The organism is Crocosphaera watsonii WH 8501, assembly GCF_000167195.1.
Lineage (GTDB): Bacteria > Cyanobacteriota > Cyanobacteriia > Cyanobacteriales > Microcystaceae > Crocosphaera > Crocosphaera watsonii.
Genome location: NZ_AADV02000081.1, coordinates 1 through 16539, shown reverse-complemented (window position 1 = coordinate 16539; position 16539 = coordinate 1). Strand labels below are relative to the sequence as shown.

17 protein-coding genes and 6 pseudogenes are annotated in these 16539 nt (G+C 36.0%); 9 read left to right on the top strand and 14 right to left on the bottom strand.

Annotated features, from left to right (window positions below; genetic code table 11):
* Window positions 1-700 (top strand): annotated as a pseudogene (locus CWATDRAFT_RS21585) (IS5-like element ISUnCu10 family transposase); the annotation flags it as partial.
* Between the two features lie 175 nt (window positions 701-875).
* Here the strand turns inward: CWATDRAFT_RS21585 and CWATDRAFT_RS21580 are convergent.
* From CWATDRAFT_RS21580 to CWATDRAFT_RS21570, 4 genes and pseudogenes are all read right to left on the bottom strand, one after another.
* Window positions 876-1097 carry a type II toxin-antitoxin system HicB family antitoxin gene (locus CWATDRAFT_RS21580; RefSeq protein ID WP_007307012.1) on the bottom strand — a complete coding sequence of 74 codons (222 nt, stop codon included), beginning with the start codon at window positions 1095-1097 and terminating at the stop codon, window positions 876-878.
* Between the two features lie 17 nt (window positions 1098-1114).
* A complete protein-coding gene (locus CWATDRAFT_RS21575) occupies window positions 1115-1969 on the bottom strand; it encodes a hypothetical protein (protein WP_007307011.1) in 855 nt (284 codons plus the stop codon).
* An 18-nt stretch (window positions 1970-1987) separates the two neighbouring features.
* Window positions 1988-2359 (bottom strand): annotated as a pseudogene (locus CWATDRAFT_RS41930) (AAA family ATPase); the annotation flags it as partial.
* A gap of 30 nt (window positions 2360-2389) precedes the next feature.
* Complete coding sequence (locus CWATDRAFT_RS21570; protein ID WP_007307010.1) at window positions 2390-3100, bottom strand: hypothetical protein; 711 nt, start codon at window positions 3098-3100, stop codon at window positions 2390-2392.
* A 173-nt stretch (window positions 3101-3273) separates the two neighbouring features.
* Here CWATDRAFT_RS21570 and CWATDRAFT_RS21565 point away from each other — a divergent pair, with 173 nt between their 5' ends.
* Together CWATDRAFT_RS21565 and CWATDRAFT_RS21560 are read left to right on the top strand one after the other, a co-directional pair.
* Entirely contained in the window at window positions 3274-3453 is a 180-nt protein-coding gene (locus CWATDRAFT_RS21565) for a type II toxin-antitoxin system HicA family toxin (RefSeq protein ID WP_007307014.1), read from the top strand.
* A gap of 70 nt (window positions 3454-3523) precedes the next feature.
* Window positions 3524-3736 carry a type II toxin-antitoxin system HicB family antitoxin gene (locus tag CWATDRAFT_RS21560; protein WP_007307015.1) on the top strand — a complete coding sequence of 71 codons (213 nt, stop codon included), beginning with the start codon at window positions 3524-3526 and terminating at the stop codon, window positions 3734-3736.
* A 48-nt stretch (window positions 3737-3784) separates the two neighbouring features.
* Here the strand turns inward: CWATDRAFT_RS21560 and CWATDRAFT_RS21555 are convergent, their stop codons facing one another.
* The 6 genes from CWATDRAFT_RS21555 to rimM form a co-directional block, all read right to left on the bottom strand.
* Window positions 3785-4069 carry a type II toxin-antitoxin system RelE/ParE family toxin gene (locus CWATDRAFT_RS21555; RefSeq protein ID WP_035828136.1) on the bottom strand — a complete coding sequence of 95 codons (285 nt, stop codon included), beginning with the start codon at window positions 4067-4069 and terminating at the stop codon, window positions 3785-3787.
* Window positions 4066-4296: a hypothetical protein gene (locus CWATDRAFT_RS21550; RefSeq protein WP_007312093.1), complete on the bottom strand. Its 231-nt coding sequence runs from the start codon at window positions 4294-4296 to the stop codon at window positions 4066-4068. The genes CWATDRAFT_RS21555 and CWATDRAFT_RS21550 overlap by 4 nt, the downstream gene beginning before the upstream one ends.
* A gap of 266 nt (window positions 4297-4562) precedes the next feature.
* A complete protein-coding gene (gene rlmB, locus CWATDRAFT_RS21545) occupies window positions 4563-5441 on the bottom strand; it encodes a 23S rRNA (guanosine(2251)-2'-O)-methyltransferase RlmB (protein WP_007307009.1) in 879 nt (292 codons plus the stop codon).
* An 8-nt stretch (window positions 5442-5449) separates the two neighbouring features.
* On the bottom strand, window positions 5450-5863 hold the full coding sequence (locus CWATDRAFT_RS21540) for a Mini-ribonuclease 3 (protein ID WP_007307008.1): 414 nt from the start codon (window positions 5861-5863) through the stop codon (window positions 5450-5452).
* Between the two features lie 55 nt (window positions 5864-5918).
* Window positions 5919-6269: an STAS domain-containing protein gene (locus CWATDRAFT_RS21535; protein ID WP_007307007.1), complete on the bottom strand. Its 351-nt coding sequence runs from the start codon at window positions 6267-6269 to the stop codon at window positions 5919-5921.
* A 130-nt stretch (window positions 6270-6399) separates the two neighbouring features.
* The gene (gene rimM, locus CWATDRAFT_RS21530) at window positions 6400-6972 is read right to left on the bottom strand and encodes a ribosome maturation factor RimM (protein ID WP_007307006.1); all 573 of its coding nucleotides are present in this window, start codon (window positions 6970-6972) and stop codon (window positions 6400-6402) included.
* Between the two features lie 455 nt (window positions 6973-7427).
* Between rimM and CWATDRAFT_RS40225 the strand changes: the two are divergent.
* Window positions 7428-8897, top strand: a pseudogene (locus CWATDRAFT_RS40225) (SLBB domain-containing protein).
* Here the strand turns inward: CWATDRAFT_RS40225 and CWATDRAFT_RS21515 are convergent.
* Window positions 8894-10435 carry a SagB/ThcOx family dehydrogenase gene (locus CWATDRAFT_RS21515; RefSeq protein WP_007307005.1) on the bottom strand — a complete coding sequence of 514 codons (1542 nt, stop codon included), beginning with the start codon at window positions 10433-10435 and terminating at the stop codon, window positions 8894-8896. The pseudogene CWATDRAFT_RS40225 and the gene CWATDRAFT_RS21515 overlap by 4 nt on opposite strands.
* Before the next feature lie 133 nt (window positions 10436-10568).
* Between CWATDRAFT_RS21515 and psb30 the strand changes: the two genes are divergently transcribed.
* The 4 genes from psb30 (at window position 10569) to CWATDRAFT_RS37515 (ending at window position 13272) form a co-directional block, all read left to right on the top strand.
* The gene (gene psb30 / locus CWATDRAFT_RS34325) at window positions 10569-10688 is read left to right on the top strand and encodes a photosystem II reaction center protein Ycf12/Psb30 (protein WP_007307018.1); all 120 of its coding nucleotides are present in this window, start codon (window positions 10569-10571) and stop codon (window positions 10686-10688) included.
* Window positions 10689-10937: 249 nt separating this feature from the next.
* A complete protein-coding gene (locus tag CWATDRAFT_RS21510) occupies window positions 10938-11111 on the top strand; it encodes a hypothetical protein (protein WP_007312090.1) in 174 nt (57 codons plus the stop codon).
* Between the two features lie 1057 nt (window positions 11112-12168).
* Window positions 12169-13074, top strand: a complete 906-nt coding sequence (gene rimK / locus CWATDRAFT_RS21495) for a 30S ribosomal protein S6--L-glutamate ligase (protein ID WP_035828141.1) — start codon at window positions 12169-12171, stop codon at window positions 13072-13074.
* Window positions 13075-13095: 21 nt separating this feature from the next.
* Window positions 13096-13272, top strand: a complete 177-nt coding sequence (locus tag CWATDRAFT_RS37515) for a hypothetical protein (protein WP_021831578.1) — start codon at window positions 13096-13098, stop codon at window positions 13270-13272.
* A gap of 46 nt (window positions 13273-13318) precedes the next feature.
* Here CWATDRAFT_RS37515 and CWATDRAFT_RS21490 read toward each other — a convergent pair.
* A pseudogene (locus CWATDRAFT_RS21490) lies at window positions 13319-14845 on the bottom strand (IS5-like element ISCwa2 family transposase).
* Between the two features lie 129 nt (window positions 14846-14974).
* On the opposite strand from CWATDRAFT_RS21490, the pseudogene CWATDRAFT_RS21485 reads away from it, so the two are divergent.
* Window positions 14975-15439: pseudogene (locus CWATDRAFT_RS21485) on the top strand (IS1634 family transposase); the annotation flags it as partial.
* A 146-nt stretch (window positions 15440-15585) separates the two neighbouring features.
* Here the strand turns inward: CWATDRAFT_RS21485 and CWATDRAFT_RS21480 are convergent.
* Together CWATDRAFT_RS21480 and CWATDRAFT_RS21475 are read right to left on the bottom strand one after the other, a co-directional pair.
* Window positions 15586-16110 (bottom strand): hypothetical protein, encoded by a 525-nt coding sequence (locus tag CWATDRAFT_RS21480; protein ID WP_007307003.1) that lies wholly within the window; start codon window positions 16108-16110, stop codon window positions 15586-15588.
* 223 nt (window positions 16111-16333) lie between these two features.
* Window positions 16334-16539, bottom strand: a pseudogene (locus tag CWATDRAFT_RS21475) (transcriptional regulator); the annotation flags it as partial.

The following is a 16539-nucleotide window of genomic DNA, read 5'->3' as shown; positions in this document are numbered from 1 at the left end:
TTATGAACAACAACAGTCAATGTGGGAGAATAAGACCCAGAGTGTTCCTCAAAGAATTGTAAGTTTAACTCAACCGCATATTCGTCCAATAGTGAGGGGAAAAGCAGGAAAACCAATAGAGTTTGGAGCTAAACTCTCAGTAAGCTGTGTAGATAACTATGTGTTTCTAGACAAAATAAGTTGGGAAAACTTCAATGAATCTTGTCATTTAAAAGAACAAGTAGAAAAGTATAAAGAAACGTTTGGCTATTATCCCGAATCCGTCCATGTAGATAAAATTTATCGAACTAGGGAAAACAGAAATTGGTGTAAGGAAAGAGGGATAAGAATCAGTGGTCCGAAGTTAGGAAGACCTCCGAAAAATGTCAGTGAAGAAGAAAAGAAACAAGCCCACTCCGATGAATGCTTCCGTAATGCTATTGAGGGAAAGTTTGGACAAGCTAAACGAAGATTTAGCCTAAATCTCGTGATGACAAAACTCCCTGAAACCTCCATTACATCTATTGCTATTACATTTTTAGTTGTCAATCTTTCTAAACTTCTGAGGCAGTTTTTGTCGCTTTTTTTGTCCTTATTTACTAATAATAGAACAGGGAAACTCATTAAACCGCCTTTCATTAATTTTGATTATACTTTAAACAATTTTTATGTACTAAAACTTATTGATTTGTCAGAAAATTCTTGGTCAAAAGTGGCATAAATTTTGGAGAAACTTTTTCAGCAAACCCTAATTAAGGAATTAAATACTTGCCCACCATCACCATCTAGATCATTAAACATGGGGACGGTGGGCAAATTTATTTGTTAAGTATCATAATCTTTTGTATTAAGCATTTGCCCACCCTACAGACTTTATTAATAAATTATTATAAAGATCAAACTTCGAGTATTATTTTAAAATTACTTGGTTTCGGTAAAGGTTTATTTCTAGCTTGATAATCTTCGATTAGAAGTTCTAACACTTCTTGACCATTTTTTAAAGCTTCCTCATAACTATTACCATGAGTGTGAGCATAGGGACCAAATTCGGGTAAACTAACTACATATTTTTGGTCTTCATCTGACCATTGAATAATGATACTATATTGATTATTCATTGATTTACTCCTGCAAATTATCTAAATCTTTGATAGTGACAATTCAAAATTTTTTTAATTATTTCAAAAACTTCTTTAAATGCGCTAAAATCAAAATCATTAAAACCTTTTTCTTTATCGTAGATATAGGTTGCAAAAGCATCTTTTGACAATGCCACATTATTATTTTCAGAATCAAAAACTTTATTGTCTATTATTTTTAGTTGATTAGATTTGAATTTATTATCAGTAGTATTTAATTGAGGATTAGATAAATGTTTACCACTTTTTGGGTGAAACTCGTCACTTAGAAAGAGTCTTCTCTTATCATTGTCTATGGTCTGAATTTCTGAATCTCGATAATAATGTTCGATACAAATCTCTTTATTTTCACGATGCTTAGGGATAGGTAACGCAAAAGAATAGACACCATTTTCCCAATCTTTGAAACCTTGAGAATCATCATGAATATTTTTCATTATGTTAGGTTCATCTCGATCAAAAATTGCAATTATGGGAATATCTTGCTTATTCTTACAAAACTGTTTACACATTTCAAGAAGTTGACTACTACATGGATCTCGATATTCGTGAAAATCTACCTCAACATTATAAGTTTCACCTTTTTCTTTTAACCATCTTAACGCAGCTTTTAAATGTTTAATATCTGTTTTTCCTTCAGTCCAAATACTTGCTTGGAGTAAATTATTATTGGAATTCACATTAGAAGGATTATAGTTGTCAACAATCGATTTTACTTCATCTTCAAATGCTTTGGTTTTCTTATAATAGTCAAAGGAATTTTTAAACTCAGAAAATCTTTCAGTTGTTATTGTTTCTCCCTTTTGCATTTCAATTATTGTAAATCCTTTTCCTTCATATTCTTTTTCCATTCCTAAAATAAATAAAGGTGAATGAGTTGTAACTATAAACTGAACTTTAGGAAATAATTTAATTAGTTTTTGTAAAATTTCATACTGTAAATCGGAATGTAAATGAACATCAATTTCATCAATAATAACAATGCCTTCTATTTGACCTAATTGAATACTTTTATTAATATCTGCTTTATCTGCATAGCGAATAATCGTCGCGAACAGATTAAATAAAATAGATTGACCAGAAGATAAATTATCTAAACTAGGAATAAAAATTTTACCTTGTTTAGTGAGACATAATCTAGAATGACTATCATTTCTATAGTTAACGGCTAATTTAATTGAGTTATCTTGAAAAATTGACTGTAAAATTTTCTCGACGTTTTCTCTACTTTTTTTGAGAATAAGTTTATGATTAATTTGATTAGAAAGTAATTAAAAGTTAGTTATTCTATTATCTTGATTTATAATTCCTTCAAAATCTATCATTGAATCTAAAAAAACATCAAGTATCCATGCTTTGTTTTCCTCTAAACTGCTATCTATATAGATAGGTTTATTTAGAATTCCATTAAATTTTTGATCTAGTTTAAAAGAAAGAGATTGATTAATTCCTTGACGGTTTAACCAATGGGGAAACTCGTTACGGTTAGGTGGAAAGTAACAAAAAACATTTTGATAGAAACAAGTCTCAAAAAATTGTTTATCTTTAGGACCGATTATTTTTTCATTTCTGTTTATATCCGATGATAGAATTGTTTGAAATCTATTTTTAATTTTATCTATATAGAATGTATGGTCTACATTCCCTGAATGATCGCAATAACAAAAAGTTTTTTCATTAGCTATAAATTTAAGTAAACCAATACTAAATTGTGAACCAATTTTTTGATTAATTCCTCCAGATATTTTAAAATAAGGTGATCCTATTCCTATAGGAGAATGTCCAGGTACAATATCACGATAAGCTGTCTTAGCAAAATCAACTAAAGCATCAGCAATATAAGATAAGAAAATACTTTTTCCTGAACCATTTACCCCAACAATAATAATAGGTTGTGGTGTTCCATCATCATTAAAAGGTAAAGTAACATCTAAAAAATCAATAGAAGCAACATTTTCTAGTAAAATATCTTTAAGATACATCTTATCTATTTTCTCTAACTATAGTTTGTATCGTTAATGGTTGATATTCAACCTAGAACTATTGTACCACAACTATTTCAGTGAGTGATGACTTATAATTAAACTAAAAGGATGTTTATTGTTTTCATCGCTTGCTAATTTAAGGTTTCATGAATTGATCCCCAATCAAGTTAATGAGTAAACAAGATAAATTATTAACTAAAATTCTTTTGGGTAATGCTGATGCTAATATTCCTTTTGAACAACTTTGTCAACTTCTTAAACAACTTGGTTTTGATGAAAGAATACGAGGGAGTCATCACATTTTTACCAAAGAAGGAATTGAAGAAATTTTGAATCTGCAACCCAAATAAGGAAAAGCAAAAAGCTATCAAGTAAAACAAATTCGTAATCTGATTTTAAAGTATAAATTAGGAGGTTAAGATGAACATTCGTTATGAACTAATTATCTACTGGAGTGAAGAAGATCAAGCATTTATTGTTGAAGTTCCAGAATTATCTGGATGTATGGCCGATGGAGAAAGCTATCAAGAAGCTGTACAAAATGCTGAAATTGTTATTCAAGAATGGATAGAAACCGCACAACAATTAGGACGAACTATCCCTAAACCTAAAGGACGTTTATTATTTGCATAGTATAGATCAGAATTCATCTATAAAAAGCTTTAGAGAGTCCTGCTTATTTTAATAAACCTCATCATGTGTTCCAATATTCAGTAAAACAATCTCCTCCTCATTGGTTTGCTGATTTTTTTCCAGAGAAAAGATGATTCGACAATCATATCCACAAGAACAAGCGCGTAGTCCCTCATACTGACCCTTTAAGCGATGAGTCATCAAACTAGGTGCAAATACATCCTCCTGCATTTTTAATAAAGTTTTTTCGACTTGTTTCTGTAACACAGGGTTTCGTTGCATGAATTTCTTTAATGATCGCTTAAACCGTGAAGTTAGAATTAATTGTTTCATTCATCCTTATTATCTTGTAAATAATGACGCAAATCAGCGATCGCTTGGGTAGCTGACATCCCTTGTAGCTTACCCGTTCGATATTCTGTTAAAGCTTCTTGGGATTCTTCCATGATTTCCTGTCTTCGAGCTTCAATCATCCGTTTTCTGACAATTTCAATCAACATTTCTTGTTGTTCTCTGGGGAGTTTACTGACGATCTCTAGTGCATTTTCAAACGTAATCATATTGACTTTTACACCCTTAACATATTGATCATACCAATAAAAAAACTAGAATAAAATCTCAGATCATCCCGTGATGATGCAACGCCAGATTTTCTATTGACAAAAGAATTAATAACATTCATGAACTTTGTTGCTAATTTGCTTTAGCAAAGACTCTGCTTCTGAAAATTTTATTTGTTCAGAATTAACCAAATCTACTATTCTTTTTTGCTCAGCAAGAGTTTTTGAGCAGAAATCATAACTGCTAACTGCTCACTGTTAACTTTTCACTTAATATAAACTTTTTCTGACCATCGTTGACGATAGATTTCATAAAGATTAATAGCAGCAGCAACCGAAGCATTTAAACTAGGAGTTTTTCCCCCCAAAGGAATAGAAACTAACTCATCACAACAGCGTTGCGTCAACAAACTTAAACCGCTACCTTCTGAACCAATAACTAAACCAATAGCACCCCTAAAATTAAAGTCTTGTAACCGTTTTCCTCCCTCAGAAACCGTTCCATAAATCCAAAAACCCTCTGCTTTTAAGGTTTCCAAGGCACGACTTAAGTTAACCACTCTTGCCACAGGAAACGACTCTAACGCCCCGGCCGCAACCTTAGAAACCGTCGAAGTGACACCAGCCGCCCGTCTTTGTGGGATAATCATCCCCTGACACCCTAAAGCTTCTGCTGTGCGAATAATTGCCCCCAAATTGTGGGGATCGGAAATACTGTCGGCAATGACAATTACTGGTTCATCGCTGTTAGCTTTAGCCTGAGCAATTAAGCCATCTAAGTCATGATAATTATAGGGTGCAACTTGAGCAGCAACACCTTGATGGTTAGCCCCATTGGTGATCTGAGAAAGCCTTTGTACCGAAACTTCATCAATCACTGCACCTTTGGCCTTTGAAGCTTGGATGAGGTTGTGAAAGCGAGGATCGTAATGCAGTCTATTGGTGATCCAAATACGATTTAACTGGCGATCGCTTTCTAGGGCAGCTAGAACAGAATGACGACCATAAATGAGATCGTCATCGCTTTGTTCGGTTTGTGTATTTGCTCTGGGTTGGGGACTAGAAATAACAACGCTTTTCTTACCCGAAAATCTAGGTTTCTTTGAGGAACGGCGATCGCTTCGGGGAATGGGTTTATTAGACATAGTATGATTCAGGTAATAAGGATGTTGAGGAGTTCACTTAAGCGTTCAGTATCTCGTAAATAAAGATAACCAATTAATGTTTCTAAACTGGTGGCCTGTTGATAAATTTCTGGTTTGAGACGACGGGGACAACCAGTTGCTGCATTGCGCCCTCGGCGGACAATATCTTGTTCAACTGTCGTCAATAACGGGGTTAATTTTTGTAGGGCTTTAGCTTGGGTTTCTGCCCTAACCTGTGCAACCACTTGGTTATGATAAACCCCAACCTTGCGCGGAGGCAATAAATAACAAGTCCTCACATACAGTTCGTAAACAGCATCGCCAATGTAGGCTAAAAAGGCAGGGGACAATCGATCTATTGTCTCGTAGTCTTTTGCCGCCATCATGACTTGAAAATAGACCCCAGGACGACTCTGACTCATTGGCTTGGATGACGAGGATTACTCTGAGCCACAATAGGTTGATTATCCATTCTAACTATTTTTTCGGTTTCTTCAAGTTAGCGATCGCATCTTCTAGGCTTGTTTGTAGGGATAAGAACTTTTCCAGACGCACCAGTTTAACCGTTTGAGTCACCCTTGGGTTAGTGACTACTTGTAAAGTGCCGTCCTTGTTTTGGGCTTGTTTGACTAACTGTACTAATGCCCCTAGTCCCGAACTATCGATAAAATCGATTTGAGAAAGCACCAAAATTATATTGTATGGCCCTTCTTCAATATACTGCTTAACAACTTTGCTAAATACGGGTTCAGAAAAGGCATCTAATAGCCCAGTTAATCGGAAAATTTGGTAGTTACCTTTAACCTCATGAGTTCCCCTTAAACTCACGGTTAGGTTTAATTGCTCAGGAATGGCTTCCTCCTTAACATTAGTTGATACAATTTGCTCAAAACTGCATTATAACCTGTTATGACCGCTTGTTGTTCGGGTCAATTGCAAAGTTATTCTTAATTTTTCACTAATGCGCAAGGTCTAATAAACCTATTGGGGGATTAATCTCTATTTTATGCTGTTCTAAATCTACCACGGGAACAATCTCATAAACGAAGGGTACGAATACTTTTTTTTCTTTCTTGTGCTTAACTTCTGTTTCTGTATCAGTTATTAATTTTATTTCTAATAAATCGTGTCCTGCCGAAAAAATATCTACCACATTACCGATCATTTTTCCTGTGTTTTGGTCATAGACATCTAAATCAATCAGTTGTGAAACATGATATTCCTCTTCACTTAATTTAGGAGGAGTTTCATCAAGAATTAAAAGCTTATGACCTCGTAAGTTTTCTGCTTGATTTCTGTTTTCTATTCCTTGTAAGCGAACAATATAGATATTTTTTCCGGCAACGGGTTTACCACTTATTAATTCAATGGGTTCAAGAGAAGCATTTTGAGGTGATTTTAACCATCGTTTTCCTGGGTTTTTAAATCTTTCAGGAAAATCCGTACTCGACAAGACTTTTAATTCTCCTCTGAGTCCTTTTGGAGCAACAATTGTACCAATTTCTAACCATCTATTTTGGTCGGTTTCCATTTTATTACCGGGGTAAAAACTCTAGAAGTCTCTTAAATTATAATTGATTCGAGATTTCTCTGGATATTGGGGAATATAAACTTTATCCTAATGTCGGGCAGAATACCCCATCCTTCTACAAGGTGGGGACGGTCGCTCGAATGATTTGCCCTACGACGACAAATCCGCGACCTCATGAATGACCGACCAAAATATAAACCGCGAAGCGTCCATTAAAAATAATCACCCTCAATATCTTACTGAGATGTTATAAATGGTTCTGCTAATATTGGCCGTAAAAGTAAAGCCAATCTTTTTGAAAAGAGAGAGGTATTAGAGGGGCAAATGGCGCGCTCCAAGACGATTCTTTATCGTGTAAAGAATCCCCAACTTCGCGCATTTGGGGTAGTTCAATTTCCCTAAATGGAGTCTCATCAGTTAGAATCTTGAGAGTGAGTGAGTAAAAAAGTAAACCTATGGTCAAAAAAGTTGGTCAATATAGAGGGTTATTTCCTCTTCTAATCAGTCTGAACTGGATAATGGTCTCATTACTGTGGTGTTCTCCAGGAAGAAGTCAACCATCGGTTTTAGACCCCATACCCCCTTTAGAACCTTATCCAGACTTGAGAAATCAAGGTTTTGAACTATCGACAGAAACAGAATATACTTTGGGTGCCGGAGATGTTATTAGAGTAACAGTGCTTCCCGTGGGAGACTTTAGTGGAGAATATCAAATCCTCGTGGATGGAACCCTATTCGTACCCTTATTAGGCACTTTTCCCGTCCAAGGACTAACTTTAACCCAATTAACAGAATTTTTGACCCAACAATACCGCCAATATGTTAAGCGTCCTTCCGTCACCGTTGGTTTAGTCTCACCTCGTCCCTAAAAATTAGCGATCGCAGGAGAAATCAATAATCCAGGTTCCTATCTGCTTCCCATTGAAGGAGGACAAAAATTTCCCACTGTCACTCAACTCATTCAACAAGCTGGAGGACTCACCACCGTAGCGGATCTAGACAATGTGACAATTAAACGGCAATTTCAAGGAGAAACCCTGACTTTAACCCTAAATCTCTGGGATTTAGCCAAGAAAGGTCAACTGAAACAAGATGTTACCCTGATAGACGGGGATGAAATCATTATTCCCACCCAAGAAATCATCGATATAGGGGAAACCAGACTCCTCTCTGATGCTAACTTTGGTCTGAGTGCGAACCAGGAAATTAACGTTGCTGTGGTTGGGGAAGTATATCGTCCAGGTTCCTATCGTGTTATCCCAGAGAGTAACACTGTAAGTGGTTCCCAGGGAAACATTCGTCGACAACCCCCCAGACTGACTTTTGCCATTCAATTAGCTGGTGGAATTAAACCCTTAGCGGATGTTCGCCAAGTTGAACTACGTCGCTACAATCGAGATGGTTCCCAACAAATCATTGCCATCGATCTCTGGAATTTACTAGAAACGGGCAACATTGAAGAGGATATTATTTTACAAGAGGGGGATACCATTGTTATTCCCACGGCAGCAAGTTTGCCATCAGAGGAATCAGAACCCCTTGCAAACGCCAGTTTTGCCCCTGCATCTATGAGGGTTAGTGTGGTGGGAGAGGTTAGGAGTCCAGGAAATATTGAAATTCCTCCCAATACTCCTTTGAATCAAGGAATTTTAGCGGCCGGCGGTTTTGATAAACGACGGGCTAACGGTGCTACCATTGAGTTAGTTCGTTTAAATCCCAACGGAACGGTAACCAGACGAGATATTGATATTGATTTTGCCCAAGATATTACAGAAGGAGATAACCCAATTCTCAAGAATAACGATGTAGTTATTGTCAATCGCAACTTCTTAACGGCTGCTTCCGATACCTTAACCACCATATTTGCTCCCATTGGTGCATTAACGGGATTTGTTAACTTTTTCAGACTATTTGACAATAATTAACCTAAAGATTGATATTTAGGCCTTCCTAAAGTGGTTATATAAATAACCGCTTCATCTTCAGGAATGCCTAAAACTTCATTCACTTGATCGTCAAAAAATCCTCCAATTCCACTCACCCCTAACTTAAGATGTATAGCTGCTAAATTCAATCTTTGTCCTAAATGACCTGCATCTAAATGTAAATAACGATAGACGCGATCGCCGTATTTTTCAACTGCCTTTTCTAAGTCTGCGGTATGAAAAATAATTGCTCCGGCATCCCTTCCCAAGTCCTGTCCTAAACAGAGATAATGTAACTCACGACGAAAGTTTGTAAAACGAATTTGTCTTAATTCTTGTGCTTTGGGGGCATAATAATAACAACCAGCTTCTAAGCCTTCTACCCCAGAAACCGCCACAAAGGTTTCAATCAAACTCAAATCAAAATAGTCAGGATGTTTATCAAATCCTTGGGTGACATAATCTTGAGGTTGATAGGTAAAATGTAATAAAGCTTTTAATTCATCTAGGCTTAATTCTTCCCCTGTATAAGCCCGTGTAGAACGTCGTTTTAAAATGGTTCTTTCCAGGTAATCTAAGTTATTGCCCCAGTCAATAGCTGAGGTTTCTGTGGAAACTTTTAAACAAAAGGGAAAATTATATTTATCTTCTACACTGTCGGTAGTTTTTCCTATTTCTTTAACTTCATTTCCCTCTAATTCTTGAATTTCTGTAGCTCGATGGAAATAATATAACAAATCTCCATCAGACACTTCCGGGTAATCTGTTTTAATTTTTGAAGGTAAAGCCGTCGGTTTACATTCCTTGACATCTTCGCTATTCTCTGATAGAAGATCGGTCAAAGGAATTACGGTGATTACCCCTTCTTCTTCGGGGTTAAAATAGAATAAATCATTGAGAAGATGATCGATAAAACCACCGATTAAATGAGGGCGATAATCGGTCATTGCACAAGCCAATTCAACATTACCTAATAAATGACCTGTATCTAAACAAATACGTCGATAAGCCCGATCTTCATACCGCCAAGAAGATCGATAAAAGATGGCTGTTGTGACAAGAGCTAGTTCGCTATTTTCCAGGGCCTCATGGCCAACACAAGCCTGTTGTAAATTCTCCCAAACTTGATTATCCCAAAAATGTAATAAACTGTGACTTTGAGGTTGATAGTTATATAGTCCTGCGGGTAACAAGGGGGTTCCCCGAGAAATTAAATAAACTTCTGCAGGATAGAGTCCCCCGGCAGAAGGGGCAGCCCTTAAATACACAGGAGTACCCATAGTGGGAATTTTAGCTGTTAGTCCATAACTACAACCAAAAAGCCGTGACAGTCGCCGCCATTGTAAAGCTTCGGGAACATCGGGCAATTTTTCCGATAAATAGGGAGTAAGATCGTAAGATTTGCCAATTTTATAGGTTTTAAAAGGAATAGGTTGTTTTGACCAATCCAAACCCTTGTTTTTACTCGCAATGGTTTGGGGATCGTATTTTGTCCGTTGATGGTAGTGGGTGGCGATGGAGTTTGACAAATCTGGCATAAATGTTAGTTTAGTCTTGATGAGTCTCTTTCAATTTTAACCTTCTTCTATGGTAGGGTGATTCAGGCACTATGGTTTTTTTGGCCTTTTTGCCGTTAAATATTATTCATTGGGTAGATTTAGGAGAACATAAATGGAGTTATTAGCCGCCCTTAATTTAGAACCGATTTTCCAATTAGCCTTTGTTGGGTTGATTGTTATTGCTGGCCCTATCGTCATCGCTTTGTTGGCGTTTCGGGGTGGTGATCTCTAAGGGATCACAGCTTTTTGTCCTTTGACTCATACCTTCCTAATCTTAGGGAGGTATTTTGACTTATTTAGTTTTTCTTCCCAGGTACTCCGAAATCTCTTCATCTTTCTCAACTATTATTTCAATATTTATTAAGAAAATAGTTAAAAATTAATATTCCTATTAGATAATTAGGAATAGAGAGGATACTCTTTTAACGAAAAAGCGGAAAGCAAATTAATACTTGTTTTATTACCAATGGAGGTACAGCGTATGAAACTTAATGATATGTTACAAGGATTAATCCAGTATCTAACAGAAGGCTTTGCCAGAATTTTCAGTCCTGCTAAAGATGACTATAAAGACATTGGGATACAGCCTTTTGATTGTAAACCTTATATCAAAATCGAAGCTATCGAAGCTAATGAAACGGCTTTAAATAGTTGATCTTCATTAATATCATGCTAAAGGGCAAACTTAAGTTTGCCCCTGGTATTTTATTGTAAAATTTTCGGTGTGTGAGGTAACGATAACCGCTTCATCTGCTACGGATAGTATCTACTTTTGAGCAACTGTAAACTTGCTGAAATGAGGTTCATGGGGAGATCCCATTTGCTCCTCAACAGTAAAACTATTAGCTGTTTGATGAATGGTATTCGGGGTTACAGGGGACTGGCCCAACTGTAAGGATACATAAAGCAACCACGTTACTGTACTTGCTAATAAAAAACGTTCTAACATCTCACACCACCTAGAATCAATTGCATTGATTTGCACTTAATAGAGTAGATCGATTAGACTTGGATTTAACCGCCAGATTCTAGAAATATTAGAAAATTTTCCCAAATTATGACAGTCATCACTTCTGACTATCTATCTCCATTAGTATCAATTGTCTTTAAAGATTACCCAGAGGTTCTTACTACTTGAGAAATTCAAGTGATATAACTCCCAGGGAATGAACCATTACAAGACATATCGATTCTAACAAAGGATAGTCAAAATGTGGGCAAATCATCATTAAGTTGGAAAAATTAATACTCGGCCCTAAAGTGATAAGATTCTTAGATAATTGTTATTGGGTGCAACATTTAACCTTCTCAAATCTACTCAAAACTGAGTAAACTCAAGCTAGGTATAGCATCATCATTGCTGATGAAGGCGGCTGCCCGCAAAGCTAACCTCAAAAAGATTAGCGCAGTGGTTAATTTGGAGTCTCCTTTTTCTGTTTGCAGAAGGTTGAATCTACTTTTTTGTAACAAGTTTACGGATGGCAGAGCCTCCTTGGTTTTTAACTTGATTTTCGATTCGACGAACTGTTTCTGTTGAACTCTCACTTTTAGCTTAACACAACACAATGATTAGATTTAAGGATGTTGAATAATGTTTACACAGATTTTTGTCCACTTATTAACACCTCGTCAGGCTATTCGGAAACGGTTTCTGGTGGATGCTGGGAAATCGTTTCTACAAAGTCATCAGAAAAAATAATCTCAATTTACCTATGAAAATTGCAATCTTATCTGAAGATGCCTCTCTTTACTCTACCAAACGACTCAAAGAGACTGGGGAAGCAAGAAGTCATGACATTAAGGTGATTAATTATCTTCGTTGTTACATAAATATCGCCTCCCATAAACATTCAATCATCTCTCTCCATCAACCCTTAGAAAACTTTGATGCCATTATTCCTCGTATTGGAGCGTTGAGAACGTTTTATGGGACAGCCGTAGTCCGACAATTTGAGATGATGGGAGTTTTTAGTGTGAATCAGTCCCAAGCCATTTCCCGTTCCCGTGATAAACTGCGCTGTTTACAGATTTTAGCCCGTCACGGGATTGGTTTACCTGTGACTGGGTTTGCCCATGATACGGAAGATATCGATGGTTTAATCGAAACCGTCGGCGGTGCGCCCCTCGTTATTAAGTTATTAGAAGGAACTCAAGGGATCGGGGTTGTCTTGGCTGAAACCTATCAAGCAGCGAAGTCTGTGATTGAGGCATTTCGAGGGCTAAATGCTAATATTTTGGTGCAGGAATACATCAAGGAAGCCAAGGGGGCTGATATTCGCTGTTTTGTGGTGGGAGACAAAGTGGTGGCTGCCATGAAACGACAGGGAGCCGAAGGAGAATTTCGCTCTAATTTACATCGAGGGGGAAAGGCAGAAGGTATTAAATTAACCCCAGAAGAACGTAGTACCGCGGTAAGATCGGCAAACGCTATGGGATTAAAAGTAGCAGGAGTTGATCTGTTGCGCTCCAATCATGGTCTGGTGATTATGGAAGTTAACTCATCCCCTGGTTTAGAAGGAATTGAAAAAGCAACCGGAGTGGATGTGGCAGATAAAATTATTGAATTTATTGAAAAGAATGCAGCTACAGCCAAAACCACAGATCGCATTAAATATTAAGTCTTTTTCCCCTTAACTCAAATGTTTGAAATTGCAGGAGAAGCAATTCCCTTGGCAACGAGTCGTCGTTTTGAGATTCCTGTTGCCAAATTGCCCACCCAAACCATGTTATCTCTTCCTATTACGGTTATTCATGGACACCAACAAGGAGCGGTTTTATGGTTAACCCGCATTTCTCACAAATTCTGCGATCGCTAAACTTCAAACCATTATATAGGGTTTGCTGAAAAAGTTTCTCCAAAATTTATGCCACTTTTGACCAAGAATTTTCTGACAAATCAATAAGTTTTAGTACATAAAAATTGTTTAAAGTATAATCAAAATTAATGAAAGGCGGTTTGATGAGTTCCCTTGTTCTATTATTAGTAAATAAGGACAAAAAAAGCGACAAAAACTGCCTCAGAAGTTTAGAAAGATTGACAACTAAAAATGTAATAGCAATAGATGTAATGGAGGTTTCAGGGAGTTTTGTCATCACGAGATTTAGGCTAAATCTTCGTTTAGCTTGTCCAAACTTTCCCTCAATAGCATTACGGAAGCATTCATCGGAGTGGGCTTGTTTCTTTTCTTCTTCACTGACATTTTTCGGAGGTCTTCCTAACTTCGGACCACTGATTCTTATCCCTCTTTCCTTACACCAATTTCTGTTTTCCCTAGTTCGATAAATTTTATCTACATGGACGGATTCGGGATAATAGCCAAACGTTTCTTTATACTTTTCTACTTGTTCTTTTAAATGACAAGATTCATTGAAGTTTTCCCAACTTATTTTGTCTAGAAACACATAGTTATCTACACAGCTTACTGAGAGTTTAGCTCCAAACTCTATTGGTTTTCCTGCTTTTCCCCTCACTATTGGACGAATATGCCGTTGAGTTAAACTTACAATTCTTTGAGGAACACTCTGGGTCTTATTCTCCCACATTGACTGTTGTTGTTCATAAACTTTTTTGATAGTCTCTAGACAATTTTTCTGTCTTTTACTCAGATTTTCCAGGGAAGCCCCAGCTTGAATTAAGTCTTCTATATTTCCTAAATTTTTCTTAAGGTATTTTAACTGTTTCCCGATAGCTTTTCTTCTTTCTTGATAAGATACTTTTCGTTTTTTAGCTACTTTTAAGTATTCCTTTCTAGCAATTATTCTAGAAGTTCTCGGCTTTTTTCTCAATTTTACTCTTAATGGTTTATAAAGATTATCTATTATTCTTTCTGTCTCAATTCTGGCTTGATTTAATATGCCTAAATCCGTTGGGTATTTGATGTCTGCTGGCGCACAAGTCGCATCTAAAATTAGTTTACCTTTATTTTTTATTTTTTCTCCTTTTTCTTGGAGACAATCCTTTTTTTTTACTTCTTTATCACTCTTGTCTATTTCTCTTTTTACTATTTTTTTATTGATTTTGTTTATCAATTCTCCATCAATTCTTTTCCTAAAATGAACTAGCATTGAAGATTCCAGTGGTGGCTCTTGTTGATAACAATTTAAACCTATAAAGTATTGTAGATAGGGATTTTCTCTAATCTGTTCTATAGTTTCTCTATCACTTGTTCCTAATTTTTCCTTAATAATTAATGTCCCTAATGCCATTCTAAATAGTTTGGCTGGCGCACCTTTTTATGCTGAAAAAAGTTTAGCATATTCTTCCTCAAAATCATCCCAAGGTATCAACTCTGCCATGATTACCCAACGATTATTGGGGGACAATTTGCCCTCGAAAGGTAATTCAAATTTTTCTGGGGGCGGTAAAGGTTGCTCCTCTTTTCGATACATTTGTTCTTGACCAACAACTGGGAGGTGTTTCTACCAATTATAGCGGTTTGTAGCCGACAAAGCTGATCTTTTTTGCGATCGCGAATATGGGTGTAACCTTTTAAAAAATAGGGTTTTGCTTTTATTCAGCAAACCCTAAGTAGAAAGACTAAAGAAGCAGGAAAATTTATTTTAGCAACTAACTTAGTAGAGGAAAATAAATTAGAAGCTAGTGAAATTCTGATAACTTATAAAAACCAGCAATCTACGGAAAGAGGATTTCGATTTTTGAAAGATCCCTTATTTTTTACTGATAGTTTCTTCGTTGAAAAACCAGAAAGAATAGAAACAATGTTATTTTTAATGTCTTTGTGTTTGTTGATTTATAACTTGGGGCAAAGAGAATTAAGAAATTGTTTAAAAAGAGTCAAAAAAGGAATAAATAATCAAGTAGGGAAAGTAACATTGCGTCCGACTTTGAGGTGGATATTTCAATGTTTTCAAGGTATTCATTATGTGATTTTAAACGGAGTTAAACAAATTGTCAATTTAACAGAAGAAAGGCGTTTTATATTGAGTTTATTACCTGCATCTTGTCAAAGATATTATCTATAAATTGAATTGGATAAAGCAAAAATAATAAAAGAATAAGAGTCTAATGATATCAAATGAGAAGAGGAAACTCTCCTTCGTTTGTGCTGAGTCTTGCTAAGTTTTCAATGAGTATAAATCTTCTTAATTTGATTATTTTTCCTAAAAATTTAATGAAAAGAGAAATATTCTTGCCCAGGTATGATTTTCGGACTTTTTAAAACTATGTATTTTTTTATACTACATTTTGAAGTGCGGAATCTGGGATATAACATTTGTCCTCCGAGTCGGATTTTTTTTCTAGCCTCAATATCTTTGGAAAAAAGATTACCATCAAGATAGTCATGGAAGGTAACGGTTTCGGTTAGATTGAGAATGCCTTCATAAATTAACCATCTAGCTTTTTGGAAGGGAAGACAGCGATCAATATCATGAGCGTAAATTCTCTTGATACCATTGAGTTCTTGTTCTAGTTTGTCTAATTGTTTGTTAAGAGTTGAGAGAATGGAATCGGAATCAAGATACTTTTCGAGTAATTGAAGTTCGTCAGAAGCCTTGGAATGAGAAAGGTTAGAATCCGTTGGAGACAATTTAGATTTCTGCTGACCTGACAAGAGTTTCTGTTTGGTAGAAGGAGATAATTGGATAGTTGATTCTGGGGATTTTTGGTTTCTTCTTCTTTTTCTTTTGCTCATAGTTTTATCCTTAATAGTATGGGTTGATAACTCAGATTAGTCAGGTTAATAATGATAATTAATTTTCTATAAAAGCCTCAACAAATTTTTTAAGTTCATCGCAGCTAAATTTAAAAACTAAGTTTAATTATTATCCCTAACTTGATGTTCACAAAATCTTAAGAAATGATTAACAATAAGGGGCGATTATGTAATTATTTCCGTTTTCAGGTTGAAAATAAGTTTATTTATCAGCTAAAAACCTGATGGGAGAAAGGTGAAAAAACTGCCCAAGTAATGTAAGTTGGTTGGCGGTAATTTCTTTTCTTCTTTCTAAGACTTCAGTGACCGTAGATTCATCATCAAAAATAGAAATAAGATCCCGATGGTGTAAATTGTCTTCAGTTATTAAAGCTTGAAGAAGTTCGATTCCCTGGAGAACGGGTAGGG